Consider the following 19,695-nt stretch of genomic DNA (forward strand, 5'->3'; position numbering starts at 1 on the left):
TCGGTGAGTCAGACGGCAAAACGAATGTGAGAGCGCTACTCGACTGTGACGCTCTTCGCCAGGTTTCGCGGCTTGTCAATCGATCGTCCCTGCAGATCCGCGATGTAGTACGCGAACAGTTGCAGGTAGACGTTCGCCACGAGTGGTGTCGCGGTCCCAAGCGATGGAACTTCGAACGAGACATCCAGCGCGTTCGTCTCGACAGTGCCGTCGACGATACCGATTGCGGGTGAGCCGCGGGTTTGCGCTTCGGCGACGTTGTTGAGCGTCTCCGCCGGCCGCGTTCCCTCCGTCAGGACGGCGAGAACCGGCGTCTCATCGGTCACGAGCGCAAGTGGACCGTGTTTCAACTCGCCTGCAGCGAATCCCTCCGCATGGTCGTAAGCGATCTCCTTCAATTTGAGCGCGCCTTCGAGTGCAACTGGATAGCCGTAGGTCCGGCCGACGAAGAAATATGCCGAGGCGTCGACGTAGGTTTTGGCCGCCTCGCGGACGGTGTCGGCTTCGTCGAGGACCTGCTGGACCGCGCCGGGGAGACCGCGAAGGTCCTCGAGTGCACTCCGAGCGTCGGCCGCCGAGAGCGTACCCCGTTCTCGGCCGATGAACAGCGAGAGCAGCGCTAGCGTCGTCACCTGCGAGGCGAACGTCTTGGTCGCGGCGACACCGATTTCGGGGCCAGCACGGATGAAGAGACTGTCGTCGGCCTCCCGCGTCACCGTACTCCCGAGCGTGTTCGTCACCGCGAGCGTCCGCACGCCAGCACCGTTGGCGCGGCGCAGCGCGCTGAGTGTATCGGCGGTCTCGCCGCTCTGTGTGACGGCAACGGTGAGCGTCCGCCAGGGGTCGCGACCGCCCTCGAACGTGTACTCGCTCGCGAGTTGGGCCGACGCGCGCACGTCGGCGACGTGCTCGAGGAGCCCCGCGGCATACTGGGCTGCGTAGTACGAGGTTCCGCAGGCGATCAACTGGATCTCCTCCAGTGACTCCAGAAATCCAGACGGGAACCCGAGGTCGAGGTCGGCGGTCCCGTCGTTGAGATTCACCCGTCCAGAAAGCGCCTGCCGGAGCGCAGTGGGCTGTTCGTGGATCTCCTTGAGCATGTAGTGGTCGTAGCCGCCCTTTTCGGCGGCATCGGCATTCCAGTCAACGGTTTCAATGGAGCGGTCGACCGGCGTTTCATCCTGTGTGATCGTTACCGTGCCGTCCTCCAGAACGACGACATCACCGTCCTGCAAGTACGTGACATCGCGCGTGTGCTCAAGGAACGCGGTGACGTCGCTGGCGAGGAAGGCAGTTCCGTCGCCGTGGCCGACAACTAACGGACTCTCGTGGCGCGTCGCGACGATTCGGTTCGAGCCAGCCTCGACGGCAGCGATCGCGTAGCTGCCCTCAAGTTCGTCGACGACGGACTCGAGTGCCGACTGGAGATCGTCGCCTGCCTCGAGTCGTTGCTCGAGCAGGTGGGGGACGACCTCGGTGTCGGTGTCGCTCGTGAACTCGTGGCCGTCTGCAATGAGCTCTTCCTTGAGAGCCGCGTAGTTATCGATGATGCCGTTGTGGACGACGGCGACCTCGCCTGTCATACCCGTGTGCGGGTGGGCGTTCGTATCGGTTGGCGGGCCGTGGGTCGACCAGCGTGTGTGACCGATGCCACAGGTTGCACTCGAGACGGACGGCACGTCAAGGCCACTGACTTCACCCTCGCGTTTGGTGATGGCCAGGCCGTCGGAGCCATGATCAACGAGCGCGATGCCTGCAGAGTCGTAGCCGCGGTAGTCGAGGTTCTCGAGGCCGCTGTGGACGATCGATCCGACGGGGCCGTCACCGACGTAGCCGACGATTCCACACATGATTACCCCCTCCTGACGATTGCACCGGATTCGATTCGACCGGCAACGTGCGCGCCGGTGTCAACGACAGCGTCGTCGCCGAGAACGGTTCCGGGGTCGACGGTGACACCGCCACCGAGAGTGGCGTTGTCCCCGATCGCGCCGCCGAAGTCGACATCTTCGTGACCCTCACCGTCGACGACGACGGTACTGGAGCCGCCTGCGATCGTCGTATTCGCGCCGATTCTGGCGTTGCTCGCGACGATGGCGTCGCGAACGACAGCACCTGATTCGATCACTGCATCGGGGAAGACGACCGCGTTCGAGACGACTGCGTTCGGCTGAATCGTGACGTTGTCACCGAGCGCGGTGCTGCCGCCGATAGTCGCGTTGGCACCCAGCGAAACGTCGGTCCCGATCGCCGTGTCCGTCGCGACCGCGCCCTCGAGTGCCGACTCCTGTGTTGTCTCAAACTCGTCGTCGCCGAGAATCGCTGCGTTAACGCTGAGTAGGTCCCAGAGCTGTCTCTTATACACATCTCTGAGCGGGCTGGCANCCCGCTCAGAGATGTGTATAAGAGACAGGATCAGTTCGGAGCGAGCAGGAGCGGTGGGCTTTTCGGTAATGTCAGTGACACGGTCACCGTTGAGAGAGACAACGCCGTAGTCGCTCGCGTGGGCCGAGCGTGTGACCGAGAGGACGGGACGATCCGTCTCCGTCGCGATTGCGTCTCGGACCTGCGAGACGAGCGAGGGATCAACGATCCGGTCGCCGTTGAGCACCAGGAACGGACCGTTGACGGCAGGTTCAGCCTGCAAGACTGCGTGGGCGGTCCCGAGCTGTGTCTCCTGGACGACGTACTCGATGTCGACGTTCCAGTCGTCACCGTCGCCGAAGTAGTTCCTGATCCGTTCCTGTCGGTAGCCAACGACGAGGACGATGCGGTCGATACCGGCACCTGCGAGTGTTGAGACGACGTAGTCCAGTATCGGCCGATTCGCGACCGGAACCATGGGTTTCGGCCGTCGGTTCGTCAATGGGTCGAGCCGACGACCCTCGCCGGCCGCAAGGACGACGGCCGGCACGGTCTCTTCGCTCATGAGTGATCTTGCCCGAGTAACCTTGAATAACTGCTGGTAGGCAGGATCAGGGCGACAGTGGCACGATCAAGATAGACACCGGTCTGACTCATGCGGAAATACAGTCTCCAGTTGTACACCCTGAGAAAACGGAAACCCCGATAAAACTGAACAATCACGATGCCCGAAGACATATAGGACTTGGATCGGACCACTACCCATATGCAAGCAGTCGTACTGGCCGCGGGCAAGGGAACCCGTCTTCGGCCCCTGACCGAGGACAAACCGAAGGTCCTCGTCGAAGTCGATGGAACCCCGCTCATCGAGGATGTCTTCAACAACCTCCTCGAGATCGGCGCGACCGAATTCATCGTCGTCGTCGGCTACCAGAAAGAGCAGATCATCGAACGCTACGGCGACGAGTACGAGGATGTCCCGATCACCTACGCTCACCAGCGCGAGCAGCTCGGTCTAGCCCACGCCATCTTACAGGCCGAACCGCATATCGAGGACGACTTCATGCTCATGCTTGGGGACAACATCTTCCGAGGAAATCTCGGCGACGTGATCAACCGCCAGCAGGAAGACCGGGCCGACGCAGCGTTCCTCGTCGAAGAGGTTCCCTACGAGGAAGCCTCGCGCTACGGCGTGCTCGACACGAACGAGTACGGCGAGATCGTCGAAGTCGTCGAGAAGCCCGACGAACCACCGTCGAATCTCGTGATGACCGGCTTCTACACTTTCACCCCCGCAATCTTCCACGCCTGCCACCTCGTTCAGCCCAGCGACCGCGGCGAGTACGAACTCCCCGACGCGATCGACCTCCTCATCCAGTCCGGCCGAACGATCGACGCGATCCGCATGGACGGCTGGCGGATCGACGTCGGCTATCCCGAAGACCAAGAGATCGCAACAGAACGACTCCAGGGGGAGTCGTCAGTGGTCGGTCAGACTGAGTGAGTGGACTCGAGTAGCGTAGCCGACCTATTCTCTCTGACTGTGATCAAACGGGAGTCGGAGTTCTGCCGTTCTGAGCCGCCCCCACTGTGTGGAAACGTGTGCCAAGTCAGATAGTACGTGAACGGCGACTACCGACACCCCCACACCGAATTTCAGATGAAATGTAGCGGACGTGAGGGGTGGGGTGTGAGGTGGTGATGGTGGTGCAGTTGACCTCAAGTGCCGAGTATCGACTGTAGAGACGCTCGAACAAAGATATTTGATCGGCAATTTATCGGTAAATCTGAACCACTATTATAACTATTACTATACAGGTTATCTAGTACTACTACTAGTCTGATGGAAAGGAGAGATAGAGGATAAGAGAGATATACTAAAAACGATACGATTTGGAGAGAGATTATTTATATTCTCCACGGCGGTTTTCCAAGAGTTATAGTAGTCACTGCAAGTCACTGCACACCTGATCGCACGGCGGCAGCGCGGTTCGGAGCGAGTGAACTGAGCGAGAACCGCGAACGTGCGATCAGTGNGCACGGCGGCAGCGCGGTTCGGAGCGAGTGAACTGAGCGAGAACCGCGAACGTGCGATCAGTGTGTAACTAGTTGCAGTTGTTACTATAGAGTGACGGGCACACCCACTCGGAACACCGGATTTCAGATGATTTCGGTGGCGACCAACGAACTGTTCTCCAGACGGGTCCACCCTCTCGATCGAAGACTCAATAGTCATCACAGTCGTCCAGAACTCCTGTCTACCGGGTCTTTCTCACCGCTACTCATCGCCCTCCCACTCTATTATTTCACCGTCGCTCTACCACTGCTCCACTACCAGACTACCAACCCGACCACTCTGTCAGTCCCCGTCGCTCTCTCATTGCTCTCCTGCCGTTCTTCTACCCCGAACCTACTACTCCACTCCTACACTATTCCACCTTCCCACTCCCCACCAGCACCGTCTCGGCAATTACATCTGAAATCCGGTGTGGGTGCCCCGTCTTCGTCGTCTCTACTCGAGTCCCCGTCAACTCATCTGCCCACCAACCCACACCCCAGGTACGATATCATCTGAAATCCGGTGTGGGTCCCTCCCCACCAACGACCGCCAGTGGAGCCAGCACCACACTGTGATGCCAATTCATTTGAAATTCGGTGTCTGTCTCGCCACATCGACCGTGTTCAGCATTATATCACCGTATGCTGATCGTGCAATGTGAGAATGGTACTCGAGTCCGTCCCGATCGAAGACAGGTGAGAAAGAAAGAACTAAACCGAATTCATTTGAAAAACGGTGTATGACACTGTCGACGGAGGGGGGAGCAACGCTCGGCGAGTTCGCGGCCGAGCACGGGGCGGTTGCTCACTCCCGCTCCGAATCTCGCGACGATCCGCTGGCGGTTCTCGACGAAGAGGATCGTATTTTTGCGAACGAGGATCTGCTACGGATCGATCACGTCCCCGATCAGAACAAGATCGTCGGGCGGAACAACCAGATCGAAACCGTCGCGCGGCGACTGAAGCCGACGATTTCTGGTGGTACGGGGAAGGGAACACTCCTGCTCGGCAAGTCCGGTTCCGGAAAGACACTCGTCACTCGCTACGTCAGTCGGGAAGTCGTCGAACGCGGCGAGGAAAACGACGTCCGCATCGGCCGCGCGGTCATCGACTGTGCCCAGCGCCGGTCAGAAGTGCAGACCGTAATCCACCTCGCAAAACGGCTCAACGAGCCCGAGGAAACTGGGATTACGATTCCTCACTCTGGAATCGCGACGGGGGCGTACTACGACCGTCTGTGGCAAGTCATCGACGAATTGTACGATGCGATCATCGTCGTGTTAGACGAAATCGACCGGCTCGCGCCCCCAGACGACGTCCAGAACGTACCGCCCGAAGACGCCGACGACAGCAAACTCCTGATGCAACTCTCCCGGGCCGGCGAGGAGAACGATGTCGACGCGAGTATCACGGTCATCGGGATCAGCAACGACCTCAAGTACGGCGATCGACTCGACACTCGCGTCGAGAGTTCGTTCTCGCCGGACGAGATCGTTTTCCCGGCCTACGATGCGAACCAACTCGGCGATATCCTCACTCGACGGCGTGACGCCTACCGGGAGGATGTCCTCTCAGAGGACGTGATTCCCCTCTGTTCGGCCTTCTCCGCCCAGGAACACGGCGACGCTCGGCGGGCGATCGACCTCTTCCGGCTTGCCGGCGAGGTCGCGCGGGACAACGATGCCGACCGCGTCCACGAGGAGCATGTACGCGTGGCGAACGACGACGCCGAAGTCACGCGTATTCAGGATCTGATTCGTGGCTGCCCGACACAGGCAAAGATCGCTATCGCCGCGCTCGCGACGATGGACGAGTTCACTGACCGCTCGGCGTTTAAGGCGACGGAAATGTACCGCGTCTACCGGGCGTTTGCAGAAGCGATCGACACGAATGTCCTCGGGAAGAAGCGAATCACGGACCAGTTGCGCGAGTATGAGACGTTGAAGATCATCGATATGAAGCGCACGAGCGACGGCTACCGGGAGGGGACCTACCTCCAGCTCTCGTTGCTCGATGACTCGAGTCTCATCTTGCAGACGATCGGCCTTGACGACCGCTGTGCGAAGATACCGATCGACGCGCGGATGCGCCGGCAGATGGAGACAATCATCGGCGGCTAACTCTCATAGTTCCCGATCCAAAAAGGACTAATCGCAGTCGCTCGTCTGCTCGTGTACGACTACCAGTATGCATGTCTCTATCATCGGCAGCGGCTACGTCGGAACGACGATCGCCGCCTGCCTCGCGGACCTCGGTCACGAGGTCGTCAACGTCGAAATCGACGAGGCAATCGTCGAGACGATCAACGCCGGCGAGGCCCCGATTCACGAGTCCGGACTGGCAGAGCGGATTGCCGAACACGCCGGTTCCGATGGTCCCAATGCGAGCGGGAACCTGCGCGCGACGACCGACTATGCCGACGTGCGCGAGACCGACGTCACGTTTCTCTGTCTCCCGACGCCCCAGGACGAGGACGGCAGTCTTGACCTCGCGCCGATGCGCGCCGGCTCGGAGTCACTCGGCCGCGCACTCGCAGAGAAACCAGACGAGAACGACCACCTCGTCGTCGTCAAGAGCACCGTCCTCCCTGGAACTACCGAAGACGTCGTCGGTCCCATCCTCGAGCGCGAGTCCGGCACCGCAATCGGTGAGGGAATCGACCTCGCGATGAATCCTGAATTCCTGCGGATGGGGACTGCAGTACATGACTTCCTCGAACCCGACAAGATCGTCGTCGGCGCGACGAGTGACGCCGCCGCTGCGACGCTCCGCGACCTCTACGCGCCCGTTCTCGAACGCGAGGAAACGGATCTCGTCGAAACCGACGTGCGCGAGGCCGAACTTATCAAGTACGCAAACAACGCCTTCCTCGCGTCGAAGGTCTCGCTGGTGAACGAACTCGGCAACATCGCCAAGGAGTACGGCGCAGACGCCTACGAGGTCCTCGAGGCCGTTGGCCTTGACGACCGCATCTCGGCCCGCTTCATGCGTTCGGGACTCGGCTGGGGTGGCTCCTGTTTCCCTAAAGATGTCGCCGCGCTCCGGGCCGGCGCTCGTGAGCAGGGCTATGATCCCAGCCTGCTCGACGCCGTCGTCTCGGTCAACGACGAGCAGCCAACCCGGCTGGTCTCGCTGCTCGCAGACCACGTTTCACTTGATTCTGCGCGGATCGCCGTCCTCGGCCTCTCGTTCAAGCCCGGCACCGATGACATTCGCAAGTCTCGCGCACTCGATGTGATCGACGAACTACAAACGCGCGGCGCGAGCGTCGTCGCGTACGACCCAGTCGCGATGGACAACGTTCGAGAGGAGTATGGAGAAACGCGATTCAATGGGACACTCGAGTTCGCCTCGTCACCAGACGATGCCCTATCCGGTGCGGATGGCGCGGTGGTGGCGACTGATTGGCCGGAATTCGACGACCTTTCGTTCGATGGGATGGCCCAGCGAGTCGTCGTTGACGGCCGACGGATCGAGATTGACGAGCGAGCGCTCGAAGTGTATGAGGGGGTGACCTGGTAACGAGGCGTACTGTCGGAACCAGAACGAGCAGCGTGACAGAATGTCGCGGTGGCGTGGGGTGCCGTGTCGTTAGTCCGTCGACAGCGTGGCAACCAGCGTATCAGTATCCTTTTGCATACCGCCCAACGAGTGTCGAGCGATGGAGTATGACGGAACTCGTGCACAGTCGGTCGATCCGGCCTCCGAGACTGGAGGCGTGCTCGCCATGACCGACAAGCGGCACGAGATTTCGGCCGAGGAGGTCTGTATCCTCATTCCGACCCTCAACGAGGCGGCAACGATCGGCGACGTAATCGACGATTTTCAGGAACTCGGCTACGGGAACGTCGTCGTCATCGACGGCGGATCCACGGACGCCACTCGAGAGATTGCCAACGAGCACGGTGCACAGGTGCTAACCCAGTCTGGGGAAGGCAAGGGGCAGGCGGTCCGTGAGGCGGTGTCCTACATCGATGTGCCCTACGTTTTGATGCTCGATGGCGACGGCACGTACGACCCAGAGGACGCAGAGACGATGCTCGAACCGCTCTCCCGTGGCTACGAGCACGTCATCGGTAATCGATTTGCCGACATGGACGACGACGCGATGAAGGCGCTCAACGGCGTCGGAAACCGCCTCATCAACCGCTCGTTCCGGTACATCCACGGTGCGGCGTACGAGGATATTCTCTCTGGCTACCGCGCGTTCACTGTCGATTCGTTCGATCGCCTCTCGCTCGACTCGGACGGCTTCACCATCGAGACCGAGCTCGCAGTCGAGTGTGTGAAACACGGCGTCGAGACGACAGTCGTTCCGGTCAGTTACAGCGCTCGGCCGGAGGACTCGGAGACCAATCTCCACCCGGTCAAAGACGGTGGGACGATCATCCTGGCGCTGTACTCACTGGCAAAAACGAACAACCCGCTGTTTTACTTCGGGAGCCTCGGCGTCGGCGGTATCGCGGCCGGTGGCACAATCGCCACCTATGTGCTCTGGCGTTGGCTCCAGTACGGCGTTGGCCACGAGATTCTCGCGCTTGTCTCCGCCGCCGCAATTTTGCTCGGCGTGCAGCTACTCATGTTCGGCGTCCTCTCGGACATGCTCGTGACCCTACATCGCGAGCAACGCCGTCGACTCGAACAGATTACGCGGAATGCACGCGATCAGCGGCCAACGACCGAGACGGACCGTGCGTTCGAGTACGAAGACGAAGACGGCGAACAGCACGACGAGTGATCGAGCGGTCGTCTCATCTCTATTCTCTTGGGGGGTCTGTACGGTATACGTCGTGTCCAACCCCCACCCCAACAGAAGAGTACAAGAAAATAGTCTGTTGTATACTCAGAACGGCAGCATCGACCGCATCTGCTGAAACACTCCACCCGAGTGTTCCTGTCGATACTCCTCGAACGGCTGGTGCAACTCGTTCAATAACTGCTGTCTCGAGCGGAACTCACGTGCTTGGACCTCGTCGAGCATCTCACCCAGTGCAACGTCATTTCCGTGGACATCGTACGGAATGCGCTCGTGGCCGAGCTCTGCTGCGACGTCGTCTTTCGTTGCCGGAAACGAGAGGTCAGCTGTTCGGAGGTGTGCATCGACGGCGGCGATTCCGAACTCCACACTCTCCGGGTCGTCGTCGTCTCCGCTCGATGGTGGCCGGACTCCCATACCACGCGATAGACTGCCGGAATATAAAAACCGCTACGGAGTCCGTGCGGTTTTCAGGGCTGGATTGGGAGAGCCATGGTACCAACCGAAATTGCTGTCACTCGCCGGGGGAGGGAAGTGCTTCTTCGAAACCGTTTTTCACACCATCAATGATGGACACGACAACCGAGCCACTGAGGAGCAGTGAGACACTGACCGCGATTCCAAGAAGCGTTGGGCTACGAAGTTGACCCGCCAGAACAGCGAGTCCGTATAATGCAATAAAAGCAACTCGTCTCCAGATCGACATCGATCCGGACAATGACCACCCCCGTTCGATAACTACCGAAACCGGAGACATCTCTCGATGGCGATACGCATTTGACGCCCGCGACGGAGTATCGACTATGACCGAGTACACCACAGTTTCGATCCCGAAGGACCTCGCCAACCGGGTCGACGAAACGATCGAAGGGACGAGCTTCCAGAGCACGAGTGACCTCGTCCGATTCCTGCTACGAAGCATCGTCATCCAGCACCAGAAACAGGGCGAACTCACGGAAGCGGAGTTCGAAGAGATCACCGAACAGCTTCGCGGACTCGGGTATCTCGAGTAGTTCTCGCGAGCAACAAAAACAGTAGGTGGTGAGTAGTGAGGAGTGAGCAGAGAGCAAAGAGCAAAGAGCAGAGAGCGGTGAGGAGGACAAACGCAGTCGGCAATGCTATTTTCCGACTTGAGGTTGTACTCCCGTCTGGAGGTCGACTAAATCATGCCACACGTTCCAAACTTCCCATCGTCAGATCGTGATGAGGAAGACGAACGCGGCGAGACGGGACGTCGGGGTATCATCGACCGAATTATCGACGGCGGGGTGCCGCGTGGCGGCTGACGTTGTTGAGCAGCGGTTGCTGAGACTGGTGCACAGCGGCTGACGACAGTCGCCGTCGCCGGCCTTGTCGCTGGTGGTATTGTCGTTCACCGCCTCCGCAGAGAGATTTTATCTATTTTGGGTACGTACTGAACTGCTGCTTCAACAGTTACTCCCGTCAGCCGGACAGCGACTGCGCCGGCGGCTCAGCGTCGATAATCTCTAGCGGTTTACGGTCTCCCGACCGGTCGAACGCACCGAAGGAATCCTCCTCGTCCGACCACGGCGGTACCGCGACGAAGACCACTTGCGCGAGGTCATCGCGCTTCGTCACCTCGAGTTCGCGCAGTGGATGCGAGACGAATCGCCCCTGAGTCTGGCGTGCGGGTGTCGAGAGATCGACTCCAAAAACAGCGTTGATCGCGTTCCCGGGATCAGGAAGGTAAAAGTCGGTGAAAACGGGCGTGTCGGGCGGGATTGCACCTGCACCGCCGCCTGCGAGTTCACCCGCGGGTGTCACCGATACGCCGGTGGTCACGCGATCCGGGTCGGCATCACTGGCGAGGTCGAGCAAGACGTCGACGAGTGCGCGGGTGATATACACCATGTCGGCGGCCCCTACGCGGAGCGCGTAGTTAGATGTACCCCCTGGCAAACCCAGACCCAAAATGAGGACCAAGACCAGGCCCAGAACCAGAATTGTCGACGAGCGACCGTCGCGTTACACCGGGAATAACCGCCTCACTGCACCAGCGTACACCCGCGGTGCACCACGCCGGGCGTTCAACAATGCCTCCTCGAGTGCAACCGCTGCGGACTCGGTAACTCCTGCGCCGTGGCCGACGAGAACGCGTTCGGGGGCGAAGCCACTCAAGGTATCCGTCGGCGGGACGGGTCTGAGCATCGGGTGGACACCGAGGCGTTCGTCGCCAGCGAGGAAGTACGAGACAGTGCCGACCGCCTCGGGGACGAGCAGGGTTCCGCGTTCGGGGTCGTAGATCGCGACTTCCTGCCAGAATCGGTTGTCGACCACCGTATGGGCCTCGAAGCCGGTGTCGGAGAGTTCGCTGGAGAAGCGTGCGACCGGGGCGTCGATCTCCTCCGAGACTCCCTCGTACGCGGCTGGCAGGTAGACTGGCACGTCATGACGGTTAGCGATCGCTGCCGCGTCGCGTGTATGGCGGTCCAGCAGGACGACAACGCCAGCGACCGCGCCGTACTCGGCGAGCAACTGGTCGAGCCCCTCCGCGTCGACCGGATCGAAGACCCAGACATCCTTACCTGACGTGCTCCGGGTCTGATCACCGTCGACAACGAGGGCGTGGCTCGCACGCTGCATGTGCTCGTCAGGGTGGGCGATCCAGCCGACGCCGCCGTCGAACCGATCAACCACCTGAAACTCGCTCGCACGTTCGTCGACGCGAAATGCCATGCTGGTCGCTACGAGCGGTCATCACATAAACGTGACAGGCAAGTGCCGTGGGAATCCTGCTCTCTTGTTGCCCCACACTCGGCGATGCCTCTATACCGCTCTCTGGAGTAGGGCCGCTATGCTTACTGGCCTCTCCTGGCTCGCACTTGAGGTGAAGTCCCTTGCATCGGCGCGGGAATTCTATACGGATGTACTCGAGTTGTCTGTTCGATCGGATGCGACCATGGACAAAAATGCGGACGGCGATGTGGAGGTCTCTGGCCCGGACGGTGAACTCGGACTCGGACCCAGGAACGAACTCGCGCTCGCAGCCGGCGACACCGATCTCGTCTTACGCCGTCCCGACGGCGTCCCCCGCGGCGGCCTGCACACCCATTACGCGTTCTCGATCCCGAAGGCGGAGTACGACGACTGGTGGGATCGACTCGAGACGGCTGGGTACGATCTCGACGAGGCCCAGTTCGGGCCTGTCCGGTCGCTCTATCTCTACGATCCCGACGGCAACTGCGTCGAACTCGGCCAGCGAGACGTCGCCGGCCCGGGAATTGACGGCATCTTCGAGGTCGTCCTCGAGGTCGAGTCACTCGAGCGTGCCGAATCCTTCTACAGCAACCTCGGCTTCGAGACCGTGGACATCGGCGACGACAGAAAGCGCGTTCGGATGAACGGTCCGATGGCACTCGAGTTGTGGGAGCCACATCTGGGGATTGCAGACGCCCGGGGCGGAGTCCACGTCGATCTTGGCTTCGAGACTGACGAGCCGACTGCTGCGCTAGGTGCGGTGGCAGAACAGGTGCGACAGGTAGACGAGAAGTCGGCCGAACGCGTGGTCGTTCGAGATCCGGACGGCCATGTTCTCACGTTTGTCTCATCCTGAGTGAGGCGCAGGCGTGGCATTGGCCGGGTGAGGGAGAGGACGACACATCGGACATCGCTCGGTGAGCACGCGTTGGAACCGAACCGCTACTCGAACTCGAGTCGTGACCGCAGACATTCCCAACCGTGCCGTGGTCTATAGCCGCTCAGTGCTCACGTCGACGCCCGGCGGCGTCACGAGCAGGAACCCACGGAAGTGGACGAGATTCCCCCCTGCTTCCTTGACGTCGCGGGCGAAGCCGGAGGCCAGTTCGTTGACATCCCCCTCGACGCAGAGAACGAGGACGTTCCCCTTCGAAATCGCTTCGACCCACTCGTCTTCCGGCGTCTCTCCGTCGAGAACGCCGAGCACGATGCTCCCTTCGATATCGAGTTCCTCGTCGATATGCTCCTCGACCGTCCGCAGATCGAGGTCGAAGTCGCTCATGTGCGCTTCGTGGGAGCGCGACGAGAAAAACGTTCCTCTGCTGGTGAGTGTTCGTGGCAGTTGCCAGGGGCGTGCCTCTGGCTGTCGTCCGGAACGCCACCAACTGCAAACGCCACTAACTGTGGAACCTGCGAACGTGAACAACCGGTACCCGTGCAGTCACGAGCACCGATCAGCGCAGTCTTTACCCTCTCGCCCACGCGATAGACGACCATGCGCGACCTCGACGACACCGACCTTGAGATCCTTTCCCTGCTCACCGAGGACGCCCGTCGACCCTACAACGAAATCGCCGACCACGTCGGCCTCACCCCGCCGGCCGTCTCCGACCGCATCTCGCGACTCGAGGAGCAGGGCGTCATCCAGGGCTTTACCGTCGACATCGACCGTTCGACGCTCCGTCAGGAAACCGCCGTCCTCGTCGATCTTCACCCAAAACCCGACGCCGTCGCCGATGTCTACGACGCCGCCACTACCCTCGACGGCGTCGATCACGTCTTCGAAGGCATGGACGGCCACGTCCTCGTCCACGCCGCTATCTCCGGTGACAACGTTCGCTCCTGGCTCGCGACCGAACTTGATCTCTCGCGTGTACTCGAGTACGACGTGACACCACTCACGCGATCTAATCGGCGACTCGCGCTGTCGGCGGCCGGGTTTTCGCTCGACTGTGTCCTCTGTGGCAAGGAAATTATGGACGGTGGCGTGACGACGACGATTGATGGCGAACGAAAGACGTTCTGTTGTCACTCCTGTGAGGGACAGTACGTCGAGGAGTACGAAGCGCGTCGGGGGGCACTCGAGAGTGAGTGAGGTGGATAGTGGTGATGGTGCTTGTATTGAGCAGCCGTTCTGGCTGAGAATTTCCAATGCGTCGAGTGGATCGTCGCCGGGCGTGCGTTCATCTGTTTATCCACACTCTTGTTGGACACCCGTTCTTGTGGGGTTGGATTATTGGACAAAGAACTACTGCTAAGCAAATTGTTCGGGCGTCAGTGACCGAACGTCCATCGAGTTGCGCGCGCCAGCAAATCGACCGTGGATTCGAGGCAAATTTAGTCACGTTCATTCCGTCAAACGGACAAATCGGCCGACCGACGTTGTATACTATTAGGGCATATATACACACTATAGGCGACGCTGTCTGTCGGTTTTGTAGGCAGAACAACTGTAATTATTCCTCACGACGTGCAGACTGAGGTGTTCCTGCGCCAGATTTATATACTACTTCCTCCCTGGGAACGGATACAATGTCTCACCAAGACAGCCCATCCTCTGATACCAATCAGGGGGGTCGAGTTCTTCCAGGGCACGTTAGATTCCACTGACGAAATTGAGTCAGCACGTGTCTTCGATACCACCCTCCGGGATGGTGAACAGTCACCCGGAACGTCGTTTTCCTACGACGATAAACGGCAGATCGCCGCGATTCTGGACGACATGGGAACCCACGTCATCGAGGCTGGCTTCCCGGTCAATTCGGACGCGGAGTTCGAGGCCGTTCGTGATATTGCTTCCTCGACGTCGACGACAACCTGCGGGTTAGCCCGCGTTGTCGACGGCGACATCGAAGCGGCGCTCGATTCTGGCGTCGAGATGGTGCACACGTTCGTAAGCACCAGCGATGTCCAGATCGAGGATTCGATGCACGCCACGCGGGAGGAAGTCGCACAGCGCGCAGTCGACTCGGTCGAACGCATCAAAGAGGCGGGCGTGACCTGCATGTTCTCGCCAATGGATGCGACGCGAACCGACGAGACGTTCCTGCTCGACATCGTGGCAGCGGTCAGCGAGGCCGGCGTCGACTGGATCAACGTACCCGACACCTGTGGTGTTGCGACGCCGGGTCGGTTCGGCGACATGATCGAAAAGATCAACGCCCACACGGACGCCCGGATCGATGTCCACACCCACGATGACTTCGGGCTGGCCACCGCGAACGCGCTGGCCGGCATCGAAGCGGGGGCCGATCAGGCACAGGTTTCGGTCAATTCGATCGGCGAGCGGGCCGGCAACGCCGCCTACGAGGAGTTCGTCATGTCCGTCGAGTCGCTCTACCAGTGTGACACCGGTATCGACACGACGCGCATTACCGAACTCTCCGAGATTGTCGAGGAGAAGAGCAAGATGGCGACGCCGGGCAACAAGCCCATCGTCGGCGACAACGCCTTCTCCCACGAGAGCGGCATCCATGCTGCCGGCGTCATCGAGAACTCCGATACTTTCGAACCCGGTGTGATGACTCCCGAGATGGTCGGTGCCGAGCGCCGACTGGTCATGGGTAAGCACACGGGCACCCACTCGGTACGGGAACGACTGCGCGAACGCGGCTACGATCCAACCGACGACGAGGTACGGTCGGTAACCCGTCGCGTCAAGGACTACGGCGCAGAAAAGCGCCGCGTCACGGTCAGCGACCTGGAGCGCTTCGCCGAGGATGCTGACGTTGACCGTCAGCAAGACCGAGAGCGAACACACGAATCGACGGAGCGAGACCGCGACGACCGCGATCACGAGGAGGTGCGCATCTGAGGGATGACCGCCTCGTTTGCACCCACTCCTGAGCCCCTGCTCTCTCGGTCGCCCGCGTTGGCAGGCAATGATTACCCTACCCCCAACAGTTATCACGATCGGCGGGCCTACATTACCAGCAATGACGGTCCGCGCTTCGCTGTCGGCTCGCCAGTCGGGCGACAGCAGCGCGTTCGCTTCGATTCGTATTGTAGGGGCCTACTAGCCCCTCACATCACTCCTTATCCCCGACCGGAATTTGCCGCATCGCCTTCAGAGCCAGCAGTCACGACACAGATGACAACACGGACACAACAGTATCGTTCGCAGCGATTCACCCGGTCGAATCGCCGCACGACGGCGGGAGGGAACCGATGAGCGAACGCGCAACCTCGATCCCACCGGAGGAACAGCACGACGACCAGGACGCAGAGAGCCACGCGGACGGAGACGACACTACCGCGGGCGCTCCCAGCGCTGACGCTCCTGTCACTGGTGACGGCACACAGCCTGAGCCGGTCACGACAGGTGCCGAATCCGTCGTCCGCGCACTCGAGAACGCCGGCGTCGAGCACGCCTTCGGCGTCCAGGGTGGGGCGATCATGCCCGTCTACGACGCGCTCTACGACTCCGAGATCACGCACGTGACGATGGCCCACGAACAGGGCGCATCGCACGCGGCAGACGCCTACGGTATCGTCTCGGGCGAACCGGGCGTTTGCCTGGCGACCTCGGGACCGGGCGCGACGAACCTCGTCACGGGCATCGCGGACGCCGACATGGACTCGGACCCGATGCTCGCGCTGACGGGCCAGGTTCCGACGGACTTCGTCGGCAACGACGCGTTCCAAGAGACGGATACGACGGGTGTCATGACGCCGGTCACGAAGGACAACACGTTCGCCGCCGACCCGGACCGCGTCGGAACCGATGTCAGCGAAGCCTTCGCGCTCGCCCGTGAGGGGCGTCCGGGACCGACGCTGGTCGACCTGCCGAAGGATGTCACGAACGCTGAGACGGACCGCGAACCCGACGAGCCGGCGACGCCTGACACGTACGAGGTCACGGAGGAAGCCGATCCGACGATCGTCGCGTCCGCAGCCGAGCGAATTGGGAACGCGACTCGACCGATCATGCTGCTCGGCGGCGGCGTCATCAAGGGCGAGGCCAGCGAGGCCTGCCGCAAGTTCGCCATCAAGCACGAGATTCCGGTCGTCACAACGATGCCCGGTATCGGCTCGTTCCCGGAAGATCACGAGCTCTCGATGGAGATGGCCGGCATGCACGGCACCGGCTACGCCAACATGGCGATCACCCATTGTGACACGATGATCGCCGTCGGCACTCGGTTCGACGACCGCCTCACGGGTGGCATCGAGACGTTCGCACCCGACGCGGAGATCATCCACATCGACATCGACCCCGCGGAAATCTCGAAGAACATCCACGCGGACTACCCACTGGTCGGCGACGCCGACACCGTCGTCTCCCAGCTCGCACGCGCCGTCGAGACCTCGCCGCAGGCGACGAAATGGCGCGCGCAGTGCCAGCAGTGGAAATCGGACTACTCGATGGCCTACGACGTGCCTGAAGACGAGCCGATTCAGCCGGAGTTCGTCGTCGAGGCACTGGACGAGGCTACGAGCGACCGCGCGGTCGTCACGACCGGCGTCGGCCAACACCAGATGTGGGCTTGCCAGTACTGGACGTACACCGAACCCCGAACGTGGGTTTCGAGTCACGGCCTCGGGACAATGGGGTACGGCCTGCCCGCGGCTATCGGCGCGCGTCTCGCCGCCGACGACGACCAGGAGGTCGTCTGCATCGACGGCGACGGCTCGTTCCTGATGACGCTGCAGGGCCTCTCCGTTGCCGTTCGCGAGAACTTAGACATCACCGTTGCCGTGCTCAACAACGAGTACATCGGCATGGTCCGCCAGTGGCAGGACGCCTTCTTCGAGGGACGTCACTCCGCTTCGGACTACGGCTGGATGCCCGAGTTCGACAAACTCGCCGAGGCCTTCGGCGCGAACGGCTTCCGGATCGACGAGTACGACGAGGTCGCGGATACGATCGAAGCCGCACTCGCTGAAGACGGTCCCTCGGTGATCGACGTCCACATCGACCCGCAGGCGAACGTCTATCCGATGGTTCCAAGCGGCGGCGACAACGGCCAGTTCGCGCTGGCGGAGGACCAGCTATGAGCGGCGAGAACGAGCAGGACGAGCCAAACGGTTCCGGATACCGACGCGGCCTGGACGGCCCCGCTCCAGAGGAGCGTCCGACCCCAGATGGACGGCGTAACGAGCAGGGCATCCGGATCGACCCTGAGGTCGAGGCCAAGCAAGCGCCGCGCCGGACCGTCATCTCGACACTCGTCGAACACGAACCCGGCGTGCTCTCTGACGTTTCGGGACTGTTCTCGAGACGGCAGTTCAACATCGAGAGTCTGACCGTCGGTCCGACCACCGACGACGACCGCGCGCGGATCACGCTGGTCGTCGAGGAACCCGACCCCGGCATCGACCAGATCAAAAAGCAACTGCGCAAACTGATCCCGGTCATCTCAGTGCGCGAACTCGAGTCCGATGCGATGCGGCGCGAACTGGCGCTCGTGAAGATCGACGCGGATCGGCCGGCAGAGGTCGCGGCCGTCACGGACATGTACGACGGCAAGACTGTCGACTCCTGTCCCGAGACGGCGACGATCGAAATCACGGGTTCGCGCCAGAAGATCGATGCCGCAATCGAGACGTTCGAGCAGTTCGGCATCCGCGAGATCGACCGGACGGGGACCACGGCGCTCGCCCGTGGCACCCAGAGCACCGCTGCACCCGCGAGCACGACAGAATCGACCGCCGAAGCGGCGAGCCACCCGCAGAACCAATACGCACCAGCAGACGATGACTGACGAATTCACCACCGAGATTTACTACGACGACGACGCAGACGTATCGACCCTTGACGACGACACTGTGGCCGTGCTCGGCTACGGCAGCCAGGGCCACGCCCACGCACAGAATCTCCACGAGAGCGGGGTCGACGTGGTTGTCGGCCTACGTGAGGACTCATCCTCGCGCTCCGCTGTCGAAGCCGACGGCTTGACGGTCGCGACGCCGGCAGACGCCGTCTCCCAGGCGTCCTACGTGTCCGTGCTCGTCCCAGACACCGTCCAGTCGACGGTCTACGAGAACGCCATCGAGCCGAACCTGGAGGCCGGCGACACGCTGCAGTTCGCCCATGGGCTGAACATCCACTACGGGCAGATCCAGCCGCCGGCAGACGTCGACGTGACGATGGTCGCCCCGAAGAGCCCGGGCCACCTCGTCCGCCGAAACTACGAGAACGACGAGGGAACCCCTGGGCTGCTCGCAATCGACCAGGACGCCACCGGCAACGCACAGGAGCGGGCACTCGCGTACGCGAAGGCGATCGGCTGTGCCCGTGCCGGCGTCATCGAGACTGACTTCCAGGAGGAAGTCGAGTCCGACCTCTTCGGCGAGCAGGCCGTCCTCTGTGGCGGCGTCACCGCGCTGGTCAAGCACGGCTACGAAACGCTCGTCGACGCGGGCTACTCCCCGGAAATAGCGTACTTCGAGTGTCTGAACGAGCTCAAGCTGATTGTCGACCTGATGTACGAAGGCGGGAACGGCGGCATGTGGGACTCCGTCTCCGACACCGCCGAATACGGTGGCCTCACCCGCGGCGAGCGTATCCTCGATGACTCCGTCCGCGAGAATATGGAGGAGGTACTCGAGGAAGTCCAGAACGGCGAGTTCACCCGCGAGTGGATTCTCGAGAACCAGGCCGGCCGGCCGAGCTACAACCAGCTTCGCCAGGCCGAGAAGGACCACGAGATCGAGGAGGTCGGCGAACGCCTGCGCGACCTCTTCGCCTGGGCGGACGAGGAATCGAGCGAGACCGAATCAGAGAAAGCGGAAGTGCCGGCTGACGACTGAGACTGCGATTGAGTCAGCGCGCACTGCAACCCGAAACAGGAATCAGG

17 protein-coding genes are annotated in these 19,695 nt (G+C 61.4%); 11 read left to right on the top strand and 6 right to left on the bottom strand.

Going from position 1 to position 19,695, the window contains the following annotated elements:
- Nucleotides 1-35: 35 nt before the first annotated feature.
- Together glmS and C482_RS14735 are read right to left on the bottom strand one after the other, a co-directional pair.
- Nucleotides 36-1,850 carry a glutamine--fructose-6-phosphate transaminase (isomerizing) gene (glmS, locus tag C482_RS14730; RefSeq protein WP_006168509.1) on the bottom strand — a complete coding sequence of 605 codons (1,815 nt, stop codon included), beginning with the start codon at nt 1,848-1,850 and terminating at the stop codon, nt 36-38.
- A gap of 2 nt (nt 1,851-1,852) precedes the next feature.
- A complete protein-coding gene (locus tag C482_RS14735; RefSeq protein ID WP_006168510.1) occupies nt 1,853-2,929 on the bottom strand; it encodes a sugar phosphate nucleotidyltransferase in 1,077 nt (358 codons plus the stop codon).
- Nucleotides 2,930-3,130: 201 nt separating this feature from the next.
- Between C482_RS14735 and aglF the strand changes: the two genes are divergently transcribed.
- The 4 genes from aglF to aglJ all read left to right on the top strand — a co-directional run bounded on the left by aglF (nt 3,131) and on the right by aglJ (nt 9,160).
- Nucleotides 3,131-3,868 carry a UTP--glucose-1-phosphate uridylyltransferase AglF gene (aglF, locus tag C482_RS14740; protein WP_006168511.1) on the top strand — a complete coding sequence of 246 codons (738 nt, stop codon included), beginning with the start codon at nt 3,131-3,133 and terminating at the stop codon, nt 3,866-3,868.
- A 1,294-nt stretch (nt 3,869-5,162) separates the two neighbouring features.
- Entirely contained in the window at nt 5,163-6,542 is a 1,380-nt protein-coding gene (locus C482_RS14745; RefSeq protein WP_006168512.1) for a Cdc6/Cdc18 family protein, read from the top strand.
- Nucleotides 6,543-6,609: 67 nt separating this feature from the next.
- Nucleotides 6,610-7,944, top strand: a complete 1,335-nt coding sequence (gene aglM, locus C482_RS14750; RefSeq protein WP_006168513.1) for a UDP-glucose 6-dehydrogenase AglM — start codon at nt 6,610-6,612, stop codon at nt 7,942-7,944.
- 139 nt (nt 7,945-8,083) lie between these two features.
- Complete coding sequence (aglJ, locus tag C482_RS14755; RefSeq protein ID WP_006168514.1) at nt 8,084-9,160, top strand: S-layer glycoprotein N-glycosyltransferase AglJ; 1,077 nt, start codon at nt 8,084-8,086, stop codon at nt 9,158-9,160.
- Between the two features lie 105 nt (nt 9,161-9,265).
- Here the strand turns inward: aglJ and C482_RS14760 are convergent, their stop codons facing one another.
- Complete coding sequence (locus C482_RS14760) at nt 9,266-9,595, bottom strand: hypothetical protein (protein WP_006168515.1); 330 nt, start codon at nt 9,593-9,595, stop codon at nt 9,266-9,268.
- A gap of 386 nt (nt 9,596-9,981) precedes the next feature.
- Between C482_RS14760 and C482_RS14765 the strand changes: the two genes are divergently transcribed.
- Nucleotides 9,982-10,191, top strand: coding sequence for a ribbon-helix-helix domain-containing protein (locus tag C482_RS14765; RefSeq protein WP_004216700.1), 210 nt, complete (start codon nt 9,982-9,984; stop codon nt 10,189-10,191).
- Nucleotides 10,192-10,621: 430 nt separating this feature from the next.
- Here C482_RS14765 and C482_RS14775 read toward each other — a convergent pair whose 3' ends face one another.
- Nucleotides 10,622-11,050 (bottom strand): hypothetical protein, encoded by a 429-nt coding sequence (locus tag C482_RS14775; RefSeq protein ID WP_006168516.1) that lies wholly within the window; start codon nt 11,048-11,050, stop codon nt 10,622-10,624.
- Between the two features lie 114 nt (nt 11,051-11,164).
- Nucleotides 11,165-11,875, bottom strand: coding sequence for a hypothetical protein (locus tag C482_RS14780; RefSeq protein WP_006168517.1), 711 nt, complete (start codon nt 11,873-11,875; stop codon nt 11,165-11,167).
- A 118-nt stretch (nt 11,876-11,993) separates the two neighbouring features.
- On the opposite strand from C482_RS14780, the gene C482_RS14785 reads away from it, so the two are divergent.
- Nucleotides 11,994-12,752 (top strand): VOC family protein, encoded by a 759-nt coding sequence (locus C482_RS14785; RefSeq protein WP_006168518.1) that lies wholly within the window; start codon nt 11,994-11,996, stop codon nt 12,750-12,752.
- Nucleotides 12,753-12,887: 135 nt separating this feature from the next.
- Here the strand turns inward: C482_RS14785 and C482_RS14790 are convergent, their stop codons facing one another.
- Nucleotides 12,888-13,178: a DUF5779 family protein gene (locus C482_RS14790; protein ID WP_006168519.1), complete on the bottom strand. Its 291-nt coding sequence runs from the start codon at nt 13,176-13,178 to the stop codon at nt 12,888-12,890.
- A 213-nt stretch (nt 13,179-13,391) separates the two neighbouring features.
- Here C482_RS14790 and C482_RS14795 point away from each other — a divergent pair, with 213 nt between their 5' ends.
- From C482_RS14795 to ilvC, 5 genes are all read left to right on the top strand, one after another.
- A complete protein-coding gene (locus C482_RS14795; RefSeq protein WP_006168520.1) occupies nt 13,392-13,991 on the top strand; it encodes an Lrp/AsnC family transcriptional regulator in 600 nt (199 codons plus the stop codon).
- 432 nt (nt 13,992-14,423) lie between these two features.
- Nucleotides 14,424-15,710 carry a LeuA family protein gene (locus C482_RS14800; protein ID WP_394295545.1) on the top strand — a complete coding sequence of 429 codons (1,287 nt, stop codon included), beginning with the start codon at nt 14,424-14,426 and terminating at the stop codon, nt 15,708-15,710.
- 353 nt (nt 15,711-16,063) lie between these two features.
- Nucleotides 16,064-17,893: a biosynthetic-type acetolactate synthase large subunit gene (gene ilvB, locus C482_RS14805; protein ID WP_006168522.1), complete on the top strand. Its 1,830-nt coding sequence runs from the start codon at nt 16,064-16,066 to the stop codon at nt 17,891-17,893.
- Entirely contained in the window at nt 17,890-18,600 is a 711-nt protein-coding gene (gene ilvN, locus C482_RS14810) for an acetolactate synthase small subunit (protein ID WP_006168523.1), read from the top strand. The genes ilvB and ilvN overlap by 4 nt, the downstream gene beginning before the upstream one ends.
- Complete coding sequence (gene ilvC / locus C482_RS14815; RefSeq protein ID WP_006168524.1) at nt 18,593-19,648, top strand: ketol-acid reductoisomerase; 1,056 nt, start codon at nt 18,593-18,595, stop codon at nt 19,646-19,648. The genes ilvN and ilvC overlap by 8 nt, the downstream gene beginning before the upstream one ends.
- Nucleotides 19,649-19,695 lie beyond the last annotated feature (47 nt).

Source organism: Natrialba chahannaoensis JCM 10990, from assembly GCF_000337135.1.
GTDB lineage: Archaea > Halobacteriota > Halobacteria > Halobacteriales > Natrialbaceae > Natrialba > Natrialba chahannaoensis.

What these genes read in the sequence shown, in the direction of transcription:
- glmS (WP_006168509.1), bottom strand. Translation starts at nt 1,850, where the DNA reads ATGTGTGGAATCGTCGGCTACGTCGGTGACGGCCCCGTCGGATCGATC.
- aglF (WP_006168511.1), top strand. Translation starts at nt 3,131, where the DNA reads ATGCAAGCAGTCGTACTGGCCGCGGGCAAGGGAACCCGTCTTCGGCCC.
- C482_RS14745 (WP_006168512.1), top strand. Translation starts at nt 5,163, where the DNA reads ATGACACTGTCGACGGAGGGGGGAGCAACGCTCGGCGAGTTCGCGGCC.
- aglM (WP_006168513.1), top strand. Translation starts at nt 6,610, where the DNA reads ATGCATGTCTCTATCATCGGCAGCGGCTACGTCGGAACGACGATCGCC.
- aglJ (WP_006168514.1), top strand. Translation starts at nt 8,084, where the DNA reads ATGGAGTATGACGGAACTCGTGCACAGTCGGTCGATCCGGCCTCCGAG.
- C482_RS14760 (WP_006168515.1), bottom strand. Translation starts at nt 9,595, where the DNA reads ATGGGAGTCCGGCCACCATCGAGCGGAGACGACGACGACCCGGAGAGT.
- C482_RS14765 (WP_004216700.1), top strand. Translation starts at nt 9,982, where the DNA reads ATGACCGAGTACACCACAGTTTCGATCCCGAAGGACCTCGCCAACCGG.
- C482_RS14775 (WP_006168516.1), bottom strand. Translation starts at nt 11,050, where the DNA reads ATGGTGTATATCACCCGCGCACTCGTCGACGTCTTGCTCGACCTCGCC.
- C482_RS14780 (WP_006168517.1), bottom strand. Translation starts at nt 11,875, where the DNA reads ATGGCATTTCGCGTCGACGAACGTGCGAGCGAGTTTCAGGTGGTTGAT.
- C482_RS14785 (WP_006168518.1), top strand. Translation starts at nt 11,994, where the DNA reads ATGCTTACTGGCCTCTCCTGGCTCGCACTTGAGGTGAAGTCCCTTGCA.
- C482_RS14790 (WP_006168519.1), bottom strand. Translation starts at nt 13,178, where the DNA reads ATGAGCGACTTCGACCTCGATCTGCGGACGGTCGAGGAGCATATCGAC.
- C482_RS14795 (WP_006168520.1), top strand. Translation starts at nt 13,392, where the DNA reads ATGCGCGACCTCGACGACACCGACCTTGAGATCCTTTCCCTGCTCACC.
- ilvB (WP_006168522.1), top strand. Translation starts at nt 16,064, where the DNA reads ATGAGCGAACGCGCAACCTCGATCCCACCGGAGGAACAGCACGACGAC.
- ilvN (WP_006168523.1), top strand. Translation starts at nt 17,890, where the DNA reads ATGAGCGGCGAGAACGAGCAGGACGAGCCAAACGGTTCCGGATACCGA.
- ilvC (WP_006168524.1), top strand. Translation starts at nt 18,593, where the DNA reads ATGACTGACGAATTCACCACCGAGATTTACTACGACGACGACGCAGAC.